This is a genomic window from Pseudomonas sp. WS 5010 (assembly GCF_012985565.1).
Taxonomy (GTDB): domain Bacteria; phylum Pseudomonadota; class Gammaproteobacteria; order Pseudomonadales; family Pseudomonadaceae; genus Aquipseudomonas.
Genome location: NZ_JAAQWQ010000001.1, coordinates 918,974 through 940,549 on the forward strand (window position 1 = coordinate 918,974; position 21,576 = coordinate 940,549).

Sequence of the window (21,576 nt, forward strand, 5' to 3'; positions counted from 1 at the left end):
CCAGTTTATCGGCCCGGAGGGGCGCAAGTTGAATCGTAGACGGCAAAAGGCCCTGGCATCGGGGGATGGCAGGGCCTTTTTGGGGGGCTGCTAATGACGCCTTCGCGAGCAAGCCCGCTCCCACTTTTGACCACATTTCAGAGGTCGAGCTCGATCAGGTGTGGGAGCGGGCTTGCTCGCGAAGGGCGCGACTGGGTCTAAAGTCAGCCTTCGCGCTCCATATCAACATGGGGAATCCCGACTTCCAGGAATTCCCCGCTGACGATCTTGAACCCCAGCCGCTCATAGAACGGCGCGGCATACACCTGTGCGCTGAGGAACTGCCGGGTCTGGCCGCGTTTTTCGGCCTGGCCGATCACTGCTTCCATCAGCTTGTCGCCGACTTTCAGCCCGCGCCAGTCCTTGAGGACCGACACGCGACCGATCTCGCCGCTGGGTAGCAGGCGCGCAGTGCCAATCGGAAAGTCGCCTTCGAATGCGAGGAAATGCATGGCCCCGGCGTCGTCTGCGTCCCATTCCAGCTCAGGTGGAACCGATTGCTCAGCGATAAATACCGCTTCACGAATGCGCCGGATCTCGGCGATATCCTTTTGCCAGTCTGCGACACTTACGTGAATTTTATTCATCGGCAAACCCCAGGCTTCCTTGCTTGACCAGTTCGCACAGCAGGTCGCGGCCATCTTCATCGGCCAGCCACGGGCCCAGGTTGTCGACGTGCAGGGCGTCGGCCGCGCAGATCAGCTTCAGCAGCTCGCGCAGTTTGCCCGGCAGGTAACGGCTCTGGCCGCTGGCGAACAGCAGTACATCGTCGTCCACTTCCGACCAGGCCAGACGTGCGCTCGGATTGCGGATCAGGACTGCACCGTCTTCCAGGCTGCTGATGACTTCATCCTGCGCCAGCTCTTCAGGGCCGGCGACCAGTTCCGGGTAGCGTGGCTCGGTCATGAATTGGCCGAACCAGGTCAGCAGCATGCGTTCGTCGCTCATGTGCTCGGCCAGCAGGCTTTTCAGGCGGTCGAGGGCGTCGCTCTGGATTTGGTGCGGGTCGCTGACAGGCTGGGCGTCGGCGTCGGTGTAGCGCTCCTCATCTGTCAGGTACTGGCTGAGGAAGTCGGTGAAATGGGTCAGCACTTCAGCGGCGCTCGGTGCGCGGAAGCCTACCGAGTAGGTCATGCAGTCATCTTCAGCGATGCCAAAGTGCGCCAGGCGCGGCGGCAGGTAGAGCATGTCGCCCGGCTCCAGCACCCATTCGGCGCTCTCTTCGAATTCGGCGAGGATGCGCAGGTCGGCGTGTTGCAGCAGCGGGCTTTCCGAGCTGCACATCTGGCCGATCTTCCAGTTGCGCTTGCCCTGGGCTTGCAGCAGGAACACATCGTAGTTATCGAAGTGTGGGCCTACGCTGCCACCGGGGGCGGCAAAGCTGATCATCACGTCGTCGATGCGCCAGCTTGGCAGGAAGCGGAACTGCTCCAGCAACTCGGCCACTTCCGGTACGAACTGGTCGACCGCCTGCACCAGCAGGGTCCACTCGCGCTCTGGCAGGGTGCTGAAGGCGTCTTCGGCAAACGGGCCGCGGCGCAGCTCCCATGGGCGCTCGCCGTGCTCGATCACCAGGCGTGACTCGACTTCTTCTTCCAGCGCCAGGCCGGCCAGTTCGTCGGCGTCGATCGGGCTTTCGAAATCAGGGATGGCCTGGCGGATCAGCAGCGGTTTTTTCTGCCAGTAGTCGCGCAGGAATTCCCGTGCCGTGATGCCGCCCAGAAGTTGAAGAGGAATATCAGGATTCATGTGTAACCTATTGAAAAAAAGCACTTTTCAGACGGGAATAAAAACGCCCGGCGCTGCCGGGCGTCTCAAGGGATCAAGCCGCAATCAGATGCGTTTGGCTTGGTCTACAGCGTTGCCGATGTAGTTGGCCGGAGTCAGCAGTTTCAGCTCGGCCTTGGCCGCGGCTGGCATGTCCAGGCCGTCGATGAAAGTTTGCAGCGCCTCGGGGCTGATGCCCTTGCCGCGTGTCAACTCTTTCAGCTTTTCGTAGGGGTTTTCGATGTTGTAGCGGCGCATTACGGTCTGGATCGGCTCGGCCAGGACTTCCCAGCAAGCGTCCAGGTCAGCGGCGATTTTCTGCGCGTTGAGTTCCAGTTTGCTGATGCCTTTGAGGCTGGCTTCGTAGGCGATCACGCTATGGGCAAAGCCCACGCCGAGGTTGCGCAGTACGGTGGAGTCGGTCAGGTCGCGCTGCCAGCGGGAGATCGGCAACTTGCTGGCCAGGTGCTGGAACAAGGCGTTGGCGATGCCCAGGTTGCCTTCGGAGTTTTCGAAGTCGATCGGGTTGACCTTGTGCGGCATGGTCGAGGAGCCGATTTCGCCAGCGATGGTGCGCTGCTTGAAGTAGCCCAGGGAGATGTAGCCCCAGATATCGCGATCGAAGTCGATCAGGATGGTGTTGAAGCGCGCAATGGCGTCGAACAGCTCGGCGATGTAGTCGTGGGGTTCGATCTGCGTGGTGTACGGGTTGAAGCCCAGGCCCAGCTCGTCTTCGATGAAGGCGCGGGCGTTGGCTTCCCAGTCGATCTCAGGGTAGGCCGACAGGTGCGCGTTGTAGTTGCCCACGGCGCCGTTGATCTTGCCCAGCAGTGGCACGGCAGCCACTTGCGCGATCTGGCGCTCCAGGCGGTACACCACGTTGGCCAGTTCTTTGCCCAGGGTGGTCGGCGAGGCCGGCTGGCCGTGGGTGCGCGACAGCATCGGCACGTCGGCGAAGCGGATAGCCAGTTCACGGATGGCGTTGGCGGTCTGGCGCATCAGTGGCAGCATCACGTCATCACGGCCTTCGCGCAGCATCAGGGCGTGGGACAGGTTGTTGATGTCCTCGCTGGTGCAGGCAAAGTGGATGAACTCGCTGACCTGGGCCAGTTCCGGCAGCTTGGCCGCTTGCTCTTTGAGCAGGTACTCGATGGCTTTGACATCGTGGTTGGTGGTGCGCTCGATCTCTTTCACACGCTCGGCGTGCTCCAGGGAGAAGTTTTCCGCCAGGGTGTTCAGTACAGCGTTAGCCTCGGCGGAGAACGCCGGCACTTCGCTGATGGCAGGGTGAGCGGCCAGGCGCTGGAGCCAGCGCACTTCAACCAGTACGCGAGCACGGATCAGGCCGTATTCGCTGAAAATAGGGCGCAGGGCCTGGGTCTTGCCGGCGTAGCGGCCGTCAACAGGGGAAACCGCAGTGAGCGAAGAGAGCTGCATGGGGTGTTCTCGGACAGTCGGGCAACGAAATGGGGCGCGTATCATACATGAAAAAATCCGCCGGTCCGTTGCCAACTGACCGGCGTATTACGCGTAACGGCTTGAAAATAGCCCGCGGCTGCGACTTATTCGTTGCGCATCAACGGGTAAAGCTCTTTGAGCAATTTGCGTCGGCTGATGACCAACTGCCAACGATGACCGCCCAACTGCCGCCACAACCGCGCAGAACGGATACCGGCCAAGAGCAGGGCGCGGATTTTCGAGGCGTTGTTGGGTTGTTGCAGGTTGCGCATGTCGCCGTGGACCTGGATCCGCTGGCGCAAGGTGCTCAAGGTGTCCTGGTACAAGGCGCCACAGGCCGCGATCACGTTCTCGTGGGCCGGGCCGAAGTGCTCTACCTGGGACTGGATCTGCGGCAGGCGCTTGCCGATGGTTTCCAGCAGGTCGTCGCGCTTGGCCAGTTGCCGCTCAAGGCCGAGCATCGACAACGCATAGCGCAGCGGCTCGCGCTGCAGGGTGCTGGGGTCGCGCTCGAGGGCGCCGATCAGCGCGCGATAACCTTCGCGCAGGCTCAGGTCATCGCCACCGTACACATCCAGGGTGTCCTTCGGGTCGACCACCAGCAGGCTGCCGAGCATGCAGGTCAGGCCTGCCTCGGTCACCTGGCCGGTCTTTGCGATCTTGTCCACCAGCACGGCGGCGAGAAACACCCCGCCCAGTGCTGTCAATTGCTCCTGGGTCGGGCTCATGCCGGGGTGCTCCAGGGTTCGGCGACTTCAATCACGCCGCCCCCCAGGCAGATCTCACCGTCGTAGAACACCACGGACTGGCCGGGCGTGACCGCGCGTTGCGGGTCATCGAACGTGGCACGGTAGCCATTGGCGGTTTTTTCCAGGGTGCAGGGCTGGTCGCTCTGGCGATAGCGCACCTTGGCGGTCAAGCGGCGTGGGCTGCTCAGGTCGATCGGGTTGACCCAATAAATCTCTGAAGCCAGCAGCGCGCCGGAGAACAGCAGGGGATGCTCGTTGCCCTGGCCGACGATCAGCACGTTGTGCTCCAGATCCTTGACCAGCACGTACCACGGCTCTTCACCGGCGTCCTTCAAGCCGCCGATACCCAGGCCCTGGCGCTGGCCGATGGTGTGGTACATCAGGCCGTGGTGACGGCCGATGACTTCGCCTTCAGTGGTCTTGATCTCGCCCGGCTGGGCTGGCAGGTATTGCTTGAGGAAGTCGCTGAAGCGGCGCTCGCCGATAAAGCAGATCCCGGTGGAATCCTTTTTCTTGGCGGTGGCCAGGCCATGTTTCTCGGCGATCTTGCGCACTTCGGGCTTTTCCAGTTCGCCCACCGGGAACAGGGTCTTGGCGATCTGTTCACCGCCCACGGCGTGCAGGAAGTAACTCTGGTCCTTGTTCGGGTCCAGGCCCTTGAGCAATTCGGTGCGGCCATCGATATCGCGACGGCGCACGTAGTGGCCAGTGGCAATCAGGTCGGCGCCGAGGATCATGGCGTAATCGAGGAACGCCTTGAACTTGATTTCGCGGTTGCACAGGATGTCCGGGTTCGGCGTACGACCGGCCTTGTATTCGGCCAGGAAATGTTCGAACACGTTGTCCCAGTACTCGGCGGCAAAGTTGGCGGTGTGCAGCTTGATGCCAATCTTGTCGCACACGGCCTGGGCGTCCGCCAGGTCGTCCATGGCGGTGCAGTATTCCGTTCCATCGTCTTCTTCCCAGTTCTTCATGAACAGGCCTTCCACCTCATAACCCTGCTCCATGAGCAGAACGGCGGAAACGGAAGAATCCACGCCGCCGGACATGCCGACGATGACGCGCTTCTTTTGTGTGTCAGAAGGGGCTGGATCACGCATAGGATTTCAACGGGTGTCTTGAAAAAGGACGCGATTCTAGCAGGCCCGAGCCCGCAAGGCTAAAGAGAAGGGCGGATCAGCTCGAGACTATGGCGCTGACCGGCCAAATAGTCGTCGATACAGCGAATGATCAACTCGCTGCGCCAGTCGTCGCGCAAGGCTATCAGCTCGTCACGGCTCAGCCAGCGGGCGCGCACGATACCTTCGTCCAGTTGATAGTCCGGGTGGTGTCGCAGGGCCTTGGCGATGAAGCACACCCGTTGGTAGGTCACGCCATTGCTGGGGGCGGTGTACAGGTAGATGCCGACGATGCCGGTGGCTTCGACGTCCCAGCCGGTTTCTTCGAGGGTTTCGCGCACGGCGGCTTCGGTCAGGGTTTCGTGCGGGTCGAGATGGCCGGCAGGCTGGTTGAGCACGGCGCGGCCGCCCTTGAGCTCTTCGACCATGAGGAAGCGGCCATTGTCTTCGACGATGGTGGCGACGGTGATGTGGGGTTGCCAGGTCATGGAGGGCTCTCAAGCGATCAGTGGGGCAGGCGCCCATCATACAGGCGCGCCCGCCGGGTGTTGCGCTTGGTTACCGGGCGGCCTTGGTGATGGCGTCGAAGGCGACCATGTCGTCAATGACTTCACCGCCGGTGGCTTTGGTCTGCGCTTGCCACACGACGATCACCACGTTTTGCGTAGGGTTTATGTAGATGAACTGGCCGAAAATGCCGGCAGCTGTGAAGGCTTTGTCGGCTTTTGACGCGGCAGTCCAGGCCGGCCACCACATGGAGGCAAAGTCACCGTAGGCGGCATCGGTGCCGGTAGTGGCGCTGGCAAAGCTCATCCAGCCTTTGGGCAGTACTTGCTTGTCGCCGGCTTTTCCGCCACTGAGTACGAACTGTCCGAAGCGCCCGTAATCTTCCAGTGTTGCGCTGATGCCGCTGCCGCCCACTTCGTTGCCGTTCGGACCGTCGAGCCACCAGTTCGCATCGGTCTGCATGCCATACGGCGCCCAGATTTTCTCGCTGAGGTAGTTCGCCAGGGGCTTGCCCACGGCGGCGCTGACCAGTTGGCCGAGCACTTGTGTCTCGCCAGTGCTGTAGTTGGTGCGGGTGCCAGGCGGCGCGGCGCTGGGCAGGCTCGCCATGAACTTGAGGGCGGAGCCGGGCACTTGTTCGGTCTGCAGCTTGAGCATCATGCGTCGATCCGACGTCGGGTCGGCGTATTTCTCACTCCATTTGACCCCCGAACGCATCGCCAGCACCTGGCGTACGGTGGCCTGGTCGTAGCCGCTGCCGGCCAGTGCAGGCAAATACTGGGTCACTTTGTCATCCAGGCTCTTGATCGAACCGTCCTGCAAGGCCGCGCCGACGAGGGTGGATGTAATCGACTTGGCCACCGACATCGACATCCAGCGGGTTTCGGCGGTATTACCTTTTTCGTAGCGTTCAGTAACGACTTGGCCGTCCTTGATCACCAGCAGGCCTGTTACCCGGTTGAGGGTGACGTAGTCATCAAGGCTATAGCGTTTGCCTTCGTAATCGAACGCAACCGGTCCCAGCGCCCGGCTGCTGTGCGGCAACGGGAAAGGGTGGCCGCCGGCCTTGATGGTGCGCACCGGAAACAAGCGGTCGATATTGCGAAAGGTGCTGACGGCGGCGTCGGGGCTGAGTTTGCCATCGTACATGGTCTGCACGTCGCCAATCGGCTCCTGTGCATGCGGGTAGGGTGGCGAGTGGCTCGCGCAGGCGGTCAGCAGGGCGATTGCCGAGGCCCAGGCCAGCGCCTGGAAGTGAGCTCTTTGCATAAAGACTTCCTTATTTGTTGTTTTCTGAAATGGCTTGAGCAAAAACACAAAGCAAGTCCTGCGCCCACTTGCGGAAAAAAGCGCAAAAAAAATCCGGAACCCCTTCGGGTTCCGGATTTTCCTGTGGTGTGACGATCAATCAAGCATCGTCACATCAGCGCATCACACCAGTGCAGCAATCGCCGCATTGAGGGTGTTGCTTCGACGCATGGCCTTGCTGGTCAGCTCAGGATTCGGCGCGTAGTAGCCGCCGATGTCCACTGGCTTGCCCTGTACGGCGTTGAGTTCGGCAACGATGGTTGCCTCGTTCTCGGCCAGGGTTTTTGCCAGTTGAGCGAACTGCGCCTGCAGCGCGGTATCTTCAGTCTGGGCGGCCAGGGCTTGTGCCCAGTACAGCGCCAGGTAGAAGTGGCTGCCGCGGTTGTCGATGTTGCCGACTTTGCGCGATGGCGACTTGTTGTTGTCGAGGAACTGGCCGGTAGCCTGGTCCAGGGTCTTGGACAGTACCAGGGCTTTCGGGTTGTTGTAGTTCACACCCAAATGCTCAAGGGAGGCTGCCAGGGCCAGGAATTCGCCCAGGGAGTCCCAACGCAGGAAGTTTTCTTCCAGCAGTTGCTGCACGTGTTTTGGCGCCGAACCGCCAGCGCCGGTTTCGAACAGGCCGCCACCGTTCATCAGCGGCACGATCGACAGCATCTTGGCGCTGGTGCCCAGTTCCATGATCGGGAACAGGTCAGTCAGGTAGTCGCGCAGTACGTTGCCGGTCACCGAGATGGTGTCCAGGCCCTTGCGGGTGCGTTCCAGGGTGAACTTCATCGCGTCGACCGGCGACATGATGCGGATGTCCAGGCCTTCAGTGTTGTGGTCTTTCAGGTAGGCCTGGACTTTCTCGACCACTACGCCGTCGTGGGCGCGCAGCGGGTCCAGCCAGAAAATGGCCGGGGTGTTGCTGGCGCGGGCGCGGTTGACGGCCAGTTTGACCCAGTCCTGGATCGGCGCGTCTTTGGTCTGGCACATGCGGAAGATGTCGCCGGCTTCAACCGACTGTTCCATCAGCAGCTTGCCCTGGCTGTCGGTGACGCGGACTACGCCGTCGGCCTTGATCTGGAAGGTCTTGTCGTGGGAGCCGTACTCTTCGGCTTTCTTCGCCATCAGGCCAACGTTTGGCACGCTGCCCATGGTGGTTGGATCGAAGGCGCCATTGGCCTTGCAGTCTTCGATGACCGCCTGGTAGATGGTGGCGTAGCAGCGATCCGGGATCACGGCCTTGGTGTCGTGCAACTGACCGTCAGTGCCCCACATCTTGCCGGAGTCACGGATCATGGCCGGCATCGAGGCGTCGACGATTACGTCGCTCGGCACGTGCAGGTTGGTGATGCCTTTGTCGGAGTTGACCATCGCCAGGGAAGGGCGAGCGGCGTAGACCGCCTGGATGTCAGCTTCGATCTGCGCTTGCTGGTCGGCCGGCAGGGCCTTGATGCGGGCGTACAGGTCGCCGATGCCGTTGTTCAGGTTGAAGCCGATCTGCTCCAGCACGGTAGCGTGCTTGGCCAGGGCGTCTTTATAGAACTCGGCAACGATCTGGCCGAACATGATCGGGTCGGAGACCTTCATCATGGTGGCTTTGAGGTGGACCGACAGCAGCACGCCTTGTTTCTTGGCGTCTTCGATTTCGGCGGCAATGAACGCGCGCAGGGCGTTCTTGCTCAGCACGGCGCTGTCGAGGATCTCGCCGGCCAGTGCGGAGGTTTTTTCTTTCAGGATGGTGGTGCTGCCATCCTTGCCGACCAGCTCGATTTTGACAGCATCGGCGGCTTCGATCTGTACGGCTTTTTCGCTGCCGTAGAAGTCGCCGTTGCTCATGTGAGCCACGTGGGACTTGGAGTCAGCGGCCCAGGCGCCCATTTTGTGCGGGTGCTTGCGTGCGTAGTTCTTGACCGACAGTGGCGCGCGGCGATCGGAGTTGCCTTCGCGCAGGACCGGGTTCACGGCGCTGCCCTTGACCTTGTCGTAACGTGCACGGGTTTCTTTTTCCGCGTCGGTGGTTACGGTTTCCGGGTAGTCCGGCAGGGCGTAGCCCTGGGCCTGCAGTTCCTTGATCGCGGCTTGCAGCTGCGGGGTCGAGGCGCTGATGTTAGGCAGCTTGATGATATTGGCTTCGGGGGTAACGGCCAGGGCGCCCAGTTCGGCGAGGTGGTCCGCAACGGCCTTGGTGCCCAGTTGCTCGGGGAAGCTTGCGAGGATGCGCCCTGCGAGGGAGATGTCGCGGGTTTCCACTTCAATATCAGCGGAAGCGGTGAAGGCCTCTACGATAGGCAGCAGTGAATAGGTGGCGAGGGCTGGGGCTTCGTCGGTGAAGGTATAGATGATCTTCGAGCGGGTGGGCATATTCGGATTAACTCTCTTCTTTGCTAAAAGCGTGCGCGGAAACTCGAGATGCGCCGGGTAAAGCGCGTTCGTTCAAAGTCATCCATGAGCCGAATGTCGATGTTTCTTCGCGGTGATGTTGGGTTGCATCAGTCGAGCGTCAAGCGGGTGGGCTACGGTGGCAGCCCGGCTTTTTCAGGCGCAGGTGCTCGATATAGAGCGGTCGGCCGTCGTGACTCTTTGGTCAGCGGCGGCATTATACATAGGTCGCTATGCTTACGCCGAGCCTTCATACAAAAGGTGGGTCGTCCATTGGTCTAAAGGTCGCAGGGACCGGATTGCGCCTAAAGTCGCACACGGTGCTCAAGTTTGGCGTTTTTCCCTTTTGTTTCAAGGTTGTAGGCGACTAAATCTACGGTTTTCGCAGCAAATGTGCCGGGTGCAAGGTTCCAGTCCACATACAACTGGAGTAGGCTCGGGCACAGCCAGATGTTCAATCCACAAACGGAGTTCAGCATGGGATACAAGAAGATTCAGGTTCCGGCAGTCGGCGACAAAATCACCGTCAACGCAGACCATTCTCTCAATGTTCCTGACAACCCGATCATTCCCTTCATCGAAGGTGACGGTATTGGCGTCGACATCAGCCCGGTGATGATCAAGGTGGTCGATGCAGCTGTTAACAAGGCTTACGGCGGCAAGCGCAAAATCTCCTGGATGGAGGTGTATGCCGGCGAGAAGGCGACTCAAGTTTACGACCAGGACACCTGGCTGCCCCAGGAAACCCTGGACGCGGTCAAGGACTACGTAGTTTCCATCAAGGGCCCGCTGACCACGCCGGTCGGTGGTGGTATCCGCTCGCTGAACGTGGCCCTGCGCCAGCAACTGGACCTGTATGTATGCCTGCGTCCGGTGCGTTGGTTCGAAGGTGTGCCAAGCCCGGTCAAGAAGCCTGGCGATGTGGACATGACCATCTTCCGTGAGAACTCCGAGGATATTTACGCCGGCATCGAGTGGAAGGCCGGTTCGCCTGAAGCTATCAAGGTCATCAAGTTCCTCAAGGAGGAGATGGGTGTTACCAAGATTCGTTTCGACCAGGATTGCGGGATTGGCATCAAGCCGGTTTCCAAAGAGGGCACCAAGCGCCTGGCGCGCAAGGCCCTGCAATATGTAGTGGATAACGACCGTGAGTCGCTGACCATCGTGCACAAAGGCAACATTATGAAGTTCACCGAAGGTGCCTTCAAGGAATGGGCCTACGAAGTGGCGGCCGAAGAGTTCGGCGCAACCCTGCTTGATGGCGGGCCGTGGATGCAGTTCAAGAACCCGCGCACTGGCCGCAATGTAGTGGTCAAGGATGCGATTGCCGACGCCATGCTCCAGCAGATCCTGCTGCGCCCGGCCGAATACGACGTGATCGCCACCCTCAACCTCAACGGTGACTATCTCTCCGACGCCCTGGCGGCAGAAGTGGGCGGCATCGGTATTGCGCCGGGCGCCAACCTGTCCGACACCGTGGCAATGTTCGAAGCCACCCACGGTACTGCGCCAAAATACGCCGGCAAGGACCAGGTCAACCCGGGTTCGCTGATTCTGTCGGCGGAAATGATGCTGCGCCACATGGGCTGGACCGAGGCGGCCGACCTGATCATCAAGGGCACCAACGGGGCGATTTCGGCCAAGACCGTGACCTATGACTTCGAGCGTCTGATGGACGGCGCCAAGTTGGTGTCGTCGTCGGGTTTCGGTGATGCGCTGATTTCACATATGTAAGTCGAAGGCTATAAAAAACGGCCATCCTGATAGCTCAGGGTGGCCGTTTTTTAATGCGCAGTGGCTGATCAGGCCGTTTGCTGCTCTTTGGAATGAGCGGGTTTACCTTTATTGTTGTGCTTGTCTTCGTGCTGTTTCCCGGGTGCGGTCGCGCCTGCTGCACTGATAGCTACAGCATGCAGGCCCTTGGGCCCCTGGATGATTTCAAAGGACACCAATTGACCTGCTTTCAGCGTTTTATAGCCCTCCATGGCAATTGCCGAATAATGCGCAAAAAGGTCTTCTTCCTTGCCGTCTTCATTAATGAAGCCGTACCCCTTGGCATTGTTGAACCATTTGACCTTGCCACTGATCTTGACGCCAGACATACCCATATCCCTCTGCACCAGACTCCATCACTGGAGTATCATCCAGTTTATCCGTCCTAACCCGAATAAATAAGGTTGACTGCGCGGACCTTTTTTACCCACTGTGGGTTCTATTGGTTGTAACACCGTTTTGCCGATAGTCAAGGTGACCAGTCGGTCGGAGTTGAATTTCTGACAGGTCGCCCCCATCACTGTAAATGCACAACAGACGAACCTTTCTTTCCATGCATGCATTCAGCCAGATTCGACTAACATTCAATCAGGATCGCCCGGATCATCTAGAAGACGATGACGGTTCTGCAGGCATCGCTGTTCAGGAGGCCAAGCCTGCTTTACAGGCGCCGCCGATGTACAAGGTGGTTTTGTTCAATGATGACTACACGCCGATGGATTTCGTCGTCGAAGTGCTCGAGGTGTTTTTTAATCTGAACCGCGAGTTGGCGACCAAGGTAATGCTGGCCGTTCACACAGAAGGACGGGCAGTATGTGGAGTGTTTACCCGCGACATCGCCGAGACCAAGGCCATGCAGGTCAACCAGTACGCCAGGGAAAGCCAGCATCCGCTACTCTGTGAAATCGAGAAGGACGGTTAACTCCGACCACTTGGGTATGAGGTGAAGCTATGTTAAACCGCGAGCTCGAAGTCACCCTCAATCTTGCCTTCAAGGAGGCCCGTTCGAAGCGTCATGAATTCATGACCGTCGAACACCTGCTGCTGGCACTTTTGGATAACGAAGCTGCCGCCACGGTCCTGCGTGCGTGCGGCGCCAACCTCGACAAGCTCAAGCATGATCTGCAGGAGTTTATCGACTCCACCACGCCACTGATCCCCGTGCATGACGAGGACCGCGAGACCCAGCCAACCCTGGGCTTCCAGCGGGTGTTGCAGCGTGCTGTCTTCCACGTGCAGAGCTCCGGCAAGCGCGAAGTGACGGGCGCCAATGTATTGGTTGCCATCTTCAGTGAGCAGGAAAGCCAGGCGGTATTCCTGCTCAAGCAGCAGAGCGTGGCGCGTATCGATGTCGTCAACTACATCGCCCATGGCATCTCGAAAGTGCCAGGGCATGGCGATCACTCCGAGGGTGAGCAGGATATGCAGGACGACGAGGGCGGTGAGTCTTCTTCTTCAAGCAACCCGCTGGATGCCTACGCCAGCAATCTCAACGAACTGGCGCGCCAGGGGCGGATCGATCCGCTGGTGGGGCGCGAGATGGAAGTTGAGCGTGTTGCGCAGATCCTCGCGCGTCGTCGCAAGAACAACCCTTTGCTGGTGGGCGAGGCGGGCGTGGGCAAGACCGCGATTGCCGAAGGCCTGGCCAAGCGCATTGTTGATAACCAGGTGCCTGACCTGCTGGCCAACAGCGTTGTCTACTCCCTGGACCTGGGGGCGCTGCTCGCCGGGACCAAGTACCGTGGCGACTTTGAAAAGCGTTTCAAGGCTTTGCTTGGCGAGCTGAAAAAGCGTCCGCAGGCGATCCTGTTCATTGATGAGATCCACACCATCATTGGCGCCGGTGCGGCTTCCGGTGGGGTGATGGATGCGTCCAACCTGCTCAAGCCGCTGTTGTCTTCGGGTGATATCCGCTGCATCGGCTCGACCACGTTCCAGGAGTTTCGCGGGATCTTCGAAAAAGACCGTGCCCTGGCACGGCGCTTCCAGAAAGTCGACGTGTCCGAGCCTTCGGTTGAAGACACTATTGGCATCCTGCGCGGCCTGAAAGGACGCTTCGAAGCACACCACGGCATCGAATACAGTGATGAGGCGCTGCGTGCAGCCGCCGAGCTGGCTTCGCGCTACATCAATGACCGGCACATGCCGGACAAAGCCATCGATGTGATTGACGAAGCGGGTGCCTACCAGCGCCTGCAGCCGGTAGAGAAGCGCGTGAAGCGTATCGAAGTGGCCCAGGTCGAGGATATCGTGGCGAAAATCGCGCGTATTCCGCCAAAGCACGTCACCAGTTCCGACAAGGAGCTGCTGCGTAACCTGGAGCGCGATCTCAAGCTGACGGTGTTTGGCCAGGATGCGGCGATTGATTCGCTGTCGACGGCGATCAAGCTGTCCCGGGCCGGCCTCAAGTCGCCGGACAAGCCGGTGGGTTCGTTCCTGTTCGCCGGCCCTACCGGCGTCGGCAAGACCGAAGCCGCGCGGCAGTTGGCCAAGGCCATGGGCATTGAGCTGGTGCGGTTCGACATGTCCGAATACATGGAGCGCCACACTGTGTCGCGCCTGATCGGTGCGCCTCCAGGCTATGTCGGCTTCGACCAGGGCGGCCTGTTGACCGAGGCGATCACCAAGCAGCCGCATTGCGTACTGCTGCTCGATGAAATCGAAAAGGCTCACCCGGAAGTCTTCAACCTGCTGCTGCAGGTAATGGACCACGGGACCCTGACCGACAACAACGGGCGCAAGGCGGATTTCCGCAACGTGATCGTGATCATGACCACTAACGCCGGTGCCGAGACGGCCGCGCGGGCTTCCATTGGCTTTACTCATCAGGATCACTCTTCCGACGCCATGGAAGTGATCAAGAAGAGCTTCACGCCGGAGTTCCGCAACCGCCTGGACACCATTATCCAGTTTGGTCGCCTCAGTCATGAGGTTATCAAGAGCGTGGTGGACAAGTTCCTTACCGAGCTTCAGGCGCAGTTGGAAGACAAGCGCGTACAGCTGGAGGTGACGGAAGCGGCACGCAGTTGGATCGCCGAGGGTGGTTACGACGCGGCAATGGGCGCTCGTCCAATGGCGCGTCTGATCCAGGACAAGATCAAGCGGCCGTTGGCCGAAGAGATCCTGTTTGGCGAGCTCTCCGACCATGGCGGCGTGGTGCATATCGATTTGAAGGACGGCGAGCTGACCTTCGAGTTCGAGACCACTGCTGAAATGGCCTGATGCTTCACAGCAGTAGAAAAGGCGCCGAAAGGCGCCTTTTTGCTGCCCGCCAAATCCCAGTCAATGAAGATCAAATGTGGGAGCAGGCAAGCCTGCTCCCACACTCATTCTGCGGTGCTGGTTAAATCCCACACACACAAAAACGCCCGGCATAACCGGGCGTCTTGTATTGACTTGTTTAGCGGGCGCGGTAAGTGATGCGCCCTTTGCTCAAGTCATAGGGCGTCAGCTCGACGCGCACTTTGTCACCGGTAAGAATACGAATGTAGTTCTTGCGCATCTTGCCGGAGATATGCGCGGTTACGACGTGCCCATTTTCCAACTCCACACGAAACATGGTGTTGGGCAGGGTGTCGACGACAGTGCCTTCCATTTCGAAGCTGTCTTCTTTCGACATGCAGTAAAGCCCTCGGTATCCAGTGAATGGCCCGGTGCAACTGCGCCAGGCAAAAGCGGCGTGCATTGTGCCCGAAAAAGGGTGTTTAAGCCAAGGGGTTCTAGTTAAGCGTGACCCATCTTTGATTAATTAGTAGCTCAATGGGCCGATATTGGGTCTTGTAGTTCATCTTTTTGCAGTTTTTGATCCAGTATCCCAGGTACACCGCTTCCAGATTTTGCCTGGATGCTTCACCGATCTGCCACAAAATGGCAAAACGCCCCAGGCTGCGACGCTCCTCGGCGGGTTCATAAAAGGTATAGACCGCCGACAATCCATTGGGCAGCAGGTCGGTGACCGCGACCGCCAGCAGCCTTCCCTCAAGGCGGAACTCGTAGAAGCGCGAGAACGGCAGGTCGCGCACCAGGAACGTGGAAAACTGGTCGCGACTGGGTGGGAACATATCGCCGTCGGCGTGGCGTTGTTCGATATAGCGCTGGTAAAGATCGAAGTACTCTTCGCTGAAGCCGGGCTTGGCGGGGGTCACGATCAGGTCGGCATTGCGCTTGAGGATGCGTTTTTGATTACGATCCGGCAAAAATTGCGCTACGGGGATGCGCGCCGGCACACAAGCGTTGCAGTTCTGGCAGTGCGGCCGGTACAGGTGGTCGCCGCTGCGCCGAAACCCCATCTCTGACAGATCGGCATACACATGCACGTCCATCGGCTGGCTGGGGTCGAGGAACAGCGTGGTGGCCTGTTCTTCGGGCAGGTAGCTGCAAGAGTGGGGTTGAGTGGCATAAAACTTCAAGCGCGCCAACTCGGTCATGATCAACCCTCGGATAAGCTTTGAAATAAGTGTAAGCCAGGTGCGCGCAAGTCGCCTAAGAAACCCATGGCCCACTGCTGGCCTGATCAAGATGGTCGCGCAGGTAACCGGCAAAGTCGCTGCGGGGAATGGCGCGGGCACCGAGGCTGTGCAGGTGATCGGTGGGCATCTGGCAGTCGATCAGCACAAAGCCCCAGGCCTGCAATTGCCTGACGAGCGTGGCAAAGCCGTATTTCGAGGCGTTGTCTGCGCGACTGAACATCGATTCGCCAAAAAACAGCCGGCCCATGGCCAGGCCATACAGGCCGCCGACCAGTTCGCCCTGGTCCCATACCTCGACGGAATGGGCATAGCCCCGTTGGTGAAGTTGCAGGTAGGCATTCTGCATGGCCTCGGTGATCCAGGTGCCGTCTGCATAGCTGCGAGGCGCAGCACAGGCCTGGATGACGGCGGCGAAGTCCTGGTCAAAGGTCACCTCGTAGCGTTGCTGGCGCAGCAGCTTGGCGAGGCTGCGGGACACGTGCAGCTCTGTGGGGAACAGTACCGTGCGCGGGTCTGGCGACCACCACAGGATGGGCTGGCCTTCGGAGAACCAGGGGAAGCAGCCATGGCGATAGGCCTGGACCAGGCGGTCGGCAGACAGGTCGCCACCGGCAGCCAGCAGGCCGTTGGGTTCACGCATGGCTTTGGCCAGCGGTGGAAACGTCAGGGTGTTGCGTTGCAGCCAGGTGAGCATGGGTAGTCGGGCTTACGGAAGGGGAGGGCGGTGACAGGCCAGGGCCCGTCGTGTAAGCAGTGATTATTGTCGACCCGGCGCCACTCGGCCAGCCCGATCATGTAATCAATGCCTTGATGCATGAGCGCGTGTTTCTGCAACTCTATAGCGGTGGTGCGGTCGTAATCGCGTCATGTCGCCATCCGTTGGGCGGGAATGCTGGGTAAAGCTTGTCCAGTCTGATAAAAACAGCTCATAAGCCTTTGTCAGTAAAGACAATGCATGCTCAAATTGAAGCGTATGAGCAATGCGCTTGTCTATGCTCCATGAGCGAGGCCGGCAGCGTGGCAACGGGCACACAAACCCGTACAATGGCGGCACTATGTCCTTGTGGGCCGGCATTAACGCCCGTTCATGAATGAGTCACGGAGTGTTAAAGGACGTTTGACGACGCTCGTTCACTTTTCATCTGCCCGGATTGGGCAGTATTTTTATAGTCATTCAACTGTTGGACGCGCTTAAGGCGCAGGAAAAGACCCGTTTTGAAGAAATCCGCCGCAGCACCCAAAACAGCAGTGGTACCGGCCTGGCGCCAGCACCTGCACTATCGGCTCAAGGAAGGCGCGCTGATTGCCATCGGTGCTTTATGCCTGTTCCTGATGATGGCCTTGCTGACCTATGGCAAGGATGATCCAGGCTGGAGCCATAACAGCAAGATCGACGATGTGCAGAACTTCGGCGGGCCCGTGGGCTCCTACAGCGCCGATATCCTGTTCATGATCCTCGGCTATTTCGCTTATATCTTCCCGCTGCTGCTGGCGATCAAGACCTGGCAGATCTTCCGCCAGCGCCATGAACCGTGGCAGTGGAGCGGCTGGCTGTTCTCCTGGCGCCTGATCGGCCTAGTGTTCCTGGTGTTGTCGGGCGCAGCGCTGGCACATATTCATTTCCATGCGCCGACTGGCCTGCCGGCGGGTGCGGGTGGTGCCCTGGGCGAAAGCCTGGGTGACCTGGCCCGCAAAACCTTGAATATCCAGGGCAGCACACTGATGTTCATCGCCCTGTTCTTGTTCGGCCTGACGGTATTTACCGACTTGTCGTGGTTCAAGGTCATGGATGTGACCGGCAAGATCACCCTCGACCTGTTCGAGCTGTTCCAGGGCGCCGCCAACCGCTGGTGGGCCGCCCGTGTGGACCGCAAGCGCATGGTTGCGCAATTGCGTGAAGTCGATACCCGGGTCAACGAAGTAGTGGCCCCGAGCACGCCGGACCGCCGTGAGCAGGCCAAGGTCAAGGAGCGCCTGATCGAACGCGAGCAGGCCCTGACCAAGCACATGTCCGACCGCGAGAAGCAAGTGCCGCCGGTTATCGCCCCGGCGCCCGTCAAGGCGCCCGAGCCAAGCCATCGGGTGCAGAAAGAAAAGCAGGCGCCGCTATTTATCGACAGCGCCGTCGAAGGCACCTTGCCGCCGATCTCGATCCTCGATCCGGCAGAAAAGAAACAGCTCAACTATTCCCCGGAATCCCTGGCGGCGGTCGGCCATCTGCTGGAAATCAAACTCAAGGAGTTTGGCGTCGAGGTGTCGGTGGACTCGATTCACCCGGGCCCTGTGATCACCCGTTACGAAATCCAGCCGGCCGCTGGGGTCAAGGTCAGCCGTATTGCAAACCTGGCCAAAGACCTGGCGCGCTCCCTGGCCGTGACCAGCGTGCGCGTGGTGGAAGTAATTCCCGGCAAAACCACCGTGGGTATCGAGATTCCCAACGAAGACCGGCAGATCGTGCGCTTCTCCGAAGTGCTGTCGACCCCGGAATACGACAACTTCAAATCGCCGGTCACCCTGGCTCTCGGGCATGACATTGGCGGTAAGCCGGTGATCACGGACCTGGCGAAAATGCCTCACCTGCTGGTTGCCGGTACCACCGGTTCCGGTAAATCGGTGGGTGTGAACGCAATGATCCTGTCGATCCTGTTCAAGTCCGGCCCGGAAGACGCCAAGCTGATCATGATCGACCCGAAGATGCTTGAACTGTCGATCTACGAAGGCATCCCGCACCTGCTGTGCCCGGTGGTGACCGACATGAAGGACGCCGCCAACGCCCTGCGCTGGAGCGTGGCCGAGATGGAGCGGCGCTACAAGCTGATGGCGAAGATGGGCGTGCGTAACCTGTCTGGCTTCAACGCCAAGGTCAAGGAAGCCCAGGACGCCGGCACACCGCTGACCGACCCGCTGTACAAGCGCGAAAGCATTCACGATGAAGCGCCGCTACTGACCAAGCTGCCGACCATTGTCGTGGTGGTCGACGAATTTGCCGACATGATGATGATCGTCGGCAAGAAGGTCGAAGAATTGATCGCGCGTATCGCGCAGAAGGCCCGTGCGGCCGGGATCCACTTGATCCTCGCGACCCAGCGGCCGTCGGTGGATGTGATTACCGGCCTGATCAAGGCCAACATCCCGACCCGTATGGCGTTCCAGGTATCGAGCAAGATCGACTCACGGACCATCATCGACCAGGGCGGCGCCGAGCAGCTGCTGGGCCATGGTGACATGCTCTACATGCCGCCCGGCACCAGCCTACCGATCCGTGTTCACGGCGCCTTCGTTTCCGATGACGAAGTGCATCGTGTGGTCGAGGCTTGGAAACTGCGCGGCGCGCCGGAATACAACGACGATATCCTGGCCGGTGTCGAGGAGGCCGGTAGCGGCTTCGACGGTGGCAGCGGCGGCGACGATGATGCCGAGACCGACGCGCTGTACGACGAAGCGGTGGCGTTCGTGCTGGAAAGCCGTCGCGCCTCGATCTCGGCGGTGCAACGTAAACTGAAGATCGGCTACAACCGCGCCGCGCGTATGATCGAATCCATGGAAATGGCCGGCGTCGTCACGGCCATGAACACCAACGGCTCGCGCGAAGTGATCGCGCCAGGGCCGATGCGCGACTGACCTCGTGCCGCGTGGCAGCATGCGGCGCGCCTTTCACATTATTCTATGAGGACTCCCATGCGTCTTATCCGCATGCTGTTGTTGCCGGCATTGGCCCTGACCGCGTTTTCGGCCCACGCAGACCAGGCATCCGTCGCGAGCCTGACCAACCTGCTGGACAAATCCAAGACCCTGACTGCGCGCTTCTCCCAGTTGACCCTGGACGGTGGTGGCACTCAGTTGCAGGAAACAGCCGGTGAAATGGCCGTGCAACGCCCAGGCCTGTTCTTCTGGAAGACCGACGCGCCCAACGAGCAGACCATCGTCTCCGATGGCAAGAAAGTCACGCTGTGGGACCCGGACCTGGAGCAGGCGACCATCAAGACCCTCGACCCACGCCTGAGCCAGACCCCGGCCTTGCTGCTGTCGGGTGATGTGTCGCAGATCAGCGAGAGTTTCGAGATTACCTCCAAGCAACAAAGCAACGTGATCGACTTCACCCTCAAGCCCAAGTCCAAGGACACGCTGTTCGACAGCCTGCGCCTGTCGTTTCGCAATGGCGTGATCAACGATATGCAACTGGTCGACAGCGTCGGCCAACGCACCAATATCTTGTTCACCGGGGTCAAGGCCAATGAGCCGGTCCCGGCCTCCACGTTCAAGTTCGACATCCCCAAGGGTGCCGATGTGATCCAGGAGTAAATCGCTGCCCATGGACCTGTTTCGCAGTGACCCGATTGCCCAGCCCCTGGCCGCGCGCTTGCGCTCGACCAACCTGGATGAGTATGTCGGGCAAGAGCACTTGCTGGCCCGCGGCAAGCCCCTGCGTGAGGCCCTGGAGCAGGGTGCCCTGCACTCGATGATCTTCTGGGGGCCGCCGGGCGTGGGCAAGACCACCCTGGCGCGGCTGCTGGCGAAAGTCTCGGATGCGCACTTTGAAACGGTCTCGGCGGTATTGGCCGGGGTCAAGGAGATCCGCCAGGCGGTGGAAGTCGCCAAGCAGCAGGCGGGGCAGTATGGCCGGCGCACTATCCTGTTCGTCGACGAAGTGCATCGCTTCAACAAGTCGCAGCAGGATGCATTCCTGCCTTACGTGGAAGATGGCACGCTGATTTTTATCGGCGCCACCACGGAAAACCCCTCGTTTGAACTGAACAACGCCTTGCTCTCGCGGGCACGGGTGTATGTGCTCAAGAGCCTCGACGAAGCCGCGATGCAGAGGTTGCTGCAGCGGGCGCTGGGCGAGGACAAGGGGTTGGGTAAGCGCCACCTGAGCCTAGGTGACGAGGGTTTCAAGATCCTGCTGGCGGCGGCTGACGGCGATGGCCGACGTTTCCTCAACCTGCTGGAAAACGCCTCTGACCTGGCTGAAGACAATAGCGAGATTGGCGTCGACCTGCTGCAAAGCCTGCTGGGCGATACCCGGCGGCGTTTCGACAAGGGTGGTGAGGCCTTCTACGACCAGATTTCCGCGCTGCACAAATCCGTGCGCGGTTCCAACCCGGACGGCGCGCTGTACTGGTTTGCGCGCATGATCGACGGTGGCTGCGATCCGTTGTACCTGGCCCGGCGTGTGGTGCGCATGGCCAGCGAAGACATTGGCAACGCCGACCCGCGGGCCCTGAGCCTGTGCCTGGCGGCGTGGGAGGTCCAGGAGCGTCTGGGCAGCCCGGAAGGCGAGTTGGCGGTGGCGCAGGCCATCACCTACCTGGCCTGCGCGCCGAAAAGTAATGCAGTTTACATGGGCTTCAAGTCGGCGCTGCGTGCGGCGGCCGAGCATGGCTCGCTGGAAGTGCCGCTGCACCTGCGCAACGCGCCGACCAAGCTGATGAAACAACTGGGTTACGGCGACGAATACCGTTACGCCCACGATGAACCAGATGCCTATGCCGCCGGTGAAGACTACTTTCCCGACGACCTTGAGCCGCAACCGTTCTACCAGCCGGTGCCTCGTGGCCTGGAGTTGAAGATCGGGGAAAAGCTCAACCACCTGGCGCAACTTGACCGCTTGAGTCCCAAACAGCGGAGAAAACCATGATTCCCTTGGTGATTGCTGTTTCCGTAGGCGGTGTGGCCGGCACCCTATTGCGCTTTGCCACCGGCAATTGGATCAACGCCAATTGGCCGAAACACTTCTATACCGCGACGCTGGCCGTTAATATCGTGGGCTGCCTGCTGATCGGGGTGTTATACGGCCTGTTCCTGTTACGCCCGGAAGTGCCTGTTGAAGTGCGCGCCGGGTTGATGGTGGGCTTCCTTGGCGGCCTGACGACTTTTTCATCCTTTTCACTGGATACCGTGCGCCTGCTGGAAAGCGGGCAAGTGCCGCTGGCTTTAAGCTATGTGGCCATCAGTGTATTCGGCGGGCTGCTTGCCACCTGGGCTGGCCTGTCCTTGACCAAACTTTGATAAACGAGAGAC

Annotated in this window: 19 protein-coding genes; 7 read left to right on the forward strand and 12 right to left on the reverse strand. The window is 60.0% G+C overall.

Annotated features, from left to right (window positions below; all coding sequences use genetic code 11):
- Positions 1-203: 203 nt before the first annotated feature.
- The 8 genes from HBO11_RS04385 to HBO11_RS04420 all read right to left on the reverse strand — a co-directional run bounded on the left by HBO11_RS04385 (position 204) and on the right by HBO11_RS04420 (position 9,295).
- The gene (locus HBO11_RS04385) at positions 204-626 is read right to left on the reverse strand and encodes a GNAT family N-acetyltransferase (protein ID WP_169954348.1); all 423 of its coding nucleotides are present in this window, start codon (positions 624-626) and stop codon (positions 204-206) included.
- Entirely contained in the window at positions 619-1,788 is a 1,170-nt protein-coding gene (locus HBO11_RS04390) for a cupin domain-containing protein (RefSeq protein WP_029293370.1), read from the reverse strand. The genes HBO11_RS04385 and HBO11_RS04390 overlap by 8 nt, the downstream gene beginning before the upstream one ends.
- An 84-nt stretch (positions 1,789-1,872) precedes the next feature.
- Positions 1,873-3,243 carry an adenylosuccinate lyase gene (gene purB, locus HBO11_RS04395; RefSeq protein ID WP_029293372.1) on the reverse strand — a complete coding sequence of 457 codons (1,371 nt, stop codon included), beginning with the start codon at positions 3,241-3,243 and terminating at the stop codon, positions 1,873-1,875.
- A 125-nt stretch (positions 3,244-3,368) separates the two neighbouring features.
- Positions 3,369-3,992 carry a high frequency lysogenization protein HflD gene (gene hflD, locus HBO11_RS04400; protein WP_005789104.1) on the reverse strand — a complete coding sequence of 208 codons (624 nt, stop codon included), beginning with the start codon at positions 3,990-3,992 and terminating at the stop codon, positions 3,369-3,371.
- A complete protein-coding gene (gene mnmA / locus HBO11_RS04405; RefSeq protein ID WP_169954347.1) occupies positions 3,989-5,113 on the reverse strand; it encodes a tRNA 2-thiouridine(34) synthase MnmA in 1,125 nt (374 codons plus the stop codon). The genes hflD and mnmA overlap by 4 nt, the downstream gene beginning before the upstream one ends.
- A 59-nt stretch (positions 5,114-5,172) precedes the next feature.
- A complete protein-coding gene (locus tag HBO11_RS04410) occupies positions 5,173-5,619 on the reverse strand; it encodes an NUDIX hydrolase (RefSeq protein ID WP_169954346.1) in 447 nt (148 codons plus the stop codon).
- A 70-nt stretch (positions 5,620-5,689) separates the two neighbouring features.
- Positions 5,690-6,907 carry a serine hydrolase gene (locus HBO11_RS04415; RefSeq protein WP_262380954.1) on the reverse strand — a complete coding sequence of 406 codons (1,218 nt, stop codon included), beginning with the start codon at positions 6,905-6,907 and terminating at the stop codon, positions 5,690-5,692.
- Positions 6,908-7,069: 162 nt separating this feature from the next.
- On the reverse strand, positions 7,070-9,295 hold the full coding sequence (locus HBO11_RS04420) for an NADP-dependent isocitrate dehydrogenase (RefSeq protein WP_170058826.1): 2,226 nt from the start codon (positions 9,293-9,295) through the stop codon (positions 7,070-7,072).
- Positions 9,296-9,790: 495 nt separating this feature from the next.
- Here HBO11_RS04420 and icd point away from each other — a divergent pair, with 495 nt between their 5' ends.
- Positions 9,791-11,047 carry an NADP-dependent isocitrate dehydrogenase gene (gene icd, locus HBO11_RS04425; RefSeq protein ID WP_169954344.1) on the forward strand — a complete coding sequence of 419 codons (1,257 nt, stop codon included), beginning with the start codon at positions 9,791-9,793 and terminating at the stop codon, positions 11,045-11,047.
- Positions 11,048-11,115: 68 nt separating this feature from the next.
- On the opposite strand, the gene cspD is transcribed toward icd, so the two are convergent.
- Positions 11,116-11,415: a cold shock domain-containing protein CspD gene (cspD, locus tag HBO11_RS04430; protein WP_169954343.1), complete on the reverse strand. Its 300-nt coding sequence runs from the start codon at positions 11,413-11,415 to the stop codon at positions 11,116-11,118.
- A gap of 224 nt (positions 11,416-11,639) precedes the next feature.
- On the opposite strand from cspD, the gene clpS reads away from it, so the two are divergent.
- A complete protein-coding gene (clpS, locus tag HBO11_RS04435; protein WP_029293391.1) occupies positions 11,640-12,008 on the forward strand; it encodes an ATP-dependent Clp protease adapter ClpS in 369 nt (122 codons plus the stop codon).
- A 29-nt stretch (positions 12,009-12,037) separates the two neighbouring features.
- Positions 12,038-14,308 (forward strand): ATP-dependent Clp protease ATP-binding subunit ClpA, encoded by a 2,271-nt coding sequence (gene clpA, locus HBO11_RS04440; RefSeq protein WP_070995983.1) that lies wholly within the window; start codon positions 12,038-12,040, stop codon positions 14,306-14,308.
- Positions 14,309-14,486: 178 nt separating this feature from the next.
- Here the strand turns inward: clpA and infA are convergent, their stop codons facing one another.
- The 3 genes from infA to aat all read right to left on the reverse strand — a co-directional run bounded on the left by infA (position 14,487) and on the right by aat (position 16,249).
- Positions 14,487-14,705, reverse strand: a complete 219-nt coding sequence (gene infA, locus HBO11_RS04445; protein ID WP_002553999.1) for a translation initiation factor IF-1 — start codon at positions 14,703-14,705, stop codon at positions 14,487-14,489.
- A 100-nt stretch (positions 14,706-14,805) separates the two neighbouring features.
- Positions 14,806-15,513 (reverse strand): arginyltransferase, encoded by a 708-nt coding sequence (locus HBO11_RS04450; RefSeq protein ID WP_169954342.1) that lies wholly within the window; start codon positions 15,511-15,513, stop codon positions 14,806-14,808.
- A 55-nt stretch (positions 15,514-15,568) separates the two neighbouring features.
- Positions 15,569-16,249 carry a leucyl/phenylalanyl-tRNA--protein transferase gene (gene aat, locus HBO11_RS04455; protein ID WP_170058827.1) on the reverse strand — a complete coding sequence of 227 codons (681 nt, stop codon included), beginning with the start codon at positions 16,247-16,249 and terminating at the stop codon, positions 15,569-15,571.
- Between the two features lie 521 nt (positions 16,250-16,770).
- On the opposite strand from aat, the gene HBO11_RS04460 reads away from it, so the two are divergent.
- The 4 genes from HBO11_RS04460 to crcB are packed head-to-tail and all read left to right on the forward strand — an operon-like array spanning position 16,771 to position 21,564.
- The gene (locus tag HBO11_RS04460) at positions 16,771-19,176 is read left to right on the forward strand and encodes a DNA translocase FtsK (protein ID WP_169954340.1); all 2,406 of its coding nucleotides are present in this window, start codon (positions 16,771-16,773) and stop codon (positions 19,174-19,176) included.
- A 57-nt stretch (positions 19,177-19,233) separates the two neighbouring features.
- Positions 19,234-19,857, forward strand: a complete 624-nt coding sequence (gene lolA, locus HBO11_RS04465) for an outer membrane lipoprotein chaperone LolA (protein ID WP_029293564.1) — start codon at positions 19,234-19,236, stop codon at positions 19,855-19,857.
- A gap of 10 nt (positions 19,858-19,867) precedes the next feature.
- Complete coding sequence (locus HBO11_RS04470; RefSeq protein ID WP_169954339.1) at positions 19,868-21,193, forward strand: replication-associated recombination protein A; 1,326 nt, start codon at positions 19,868-19,870, stop codon at positions 21,191-21,193.
- Positions 21,190-21,564, forward strand: coding sequence for a fluoride efflux transporter CrcB (gene crcB, locus HBO11_RS04475; RefSeq protein ID WP_169954338.1), 375 nt, complete (start codon positions 21,190-21,192; stop codon positions 21,562-21,564). The genes HBO11_RS04470 and crcB overlap by 4 nt, the downstream gene beginning before the upstream one ends.
- Positions 21,565-21,576: the final 12 nt, after the last annotated feature.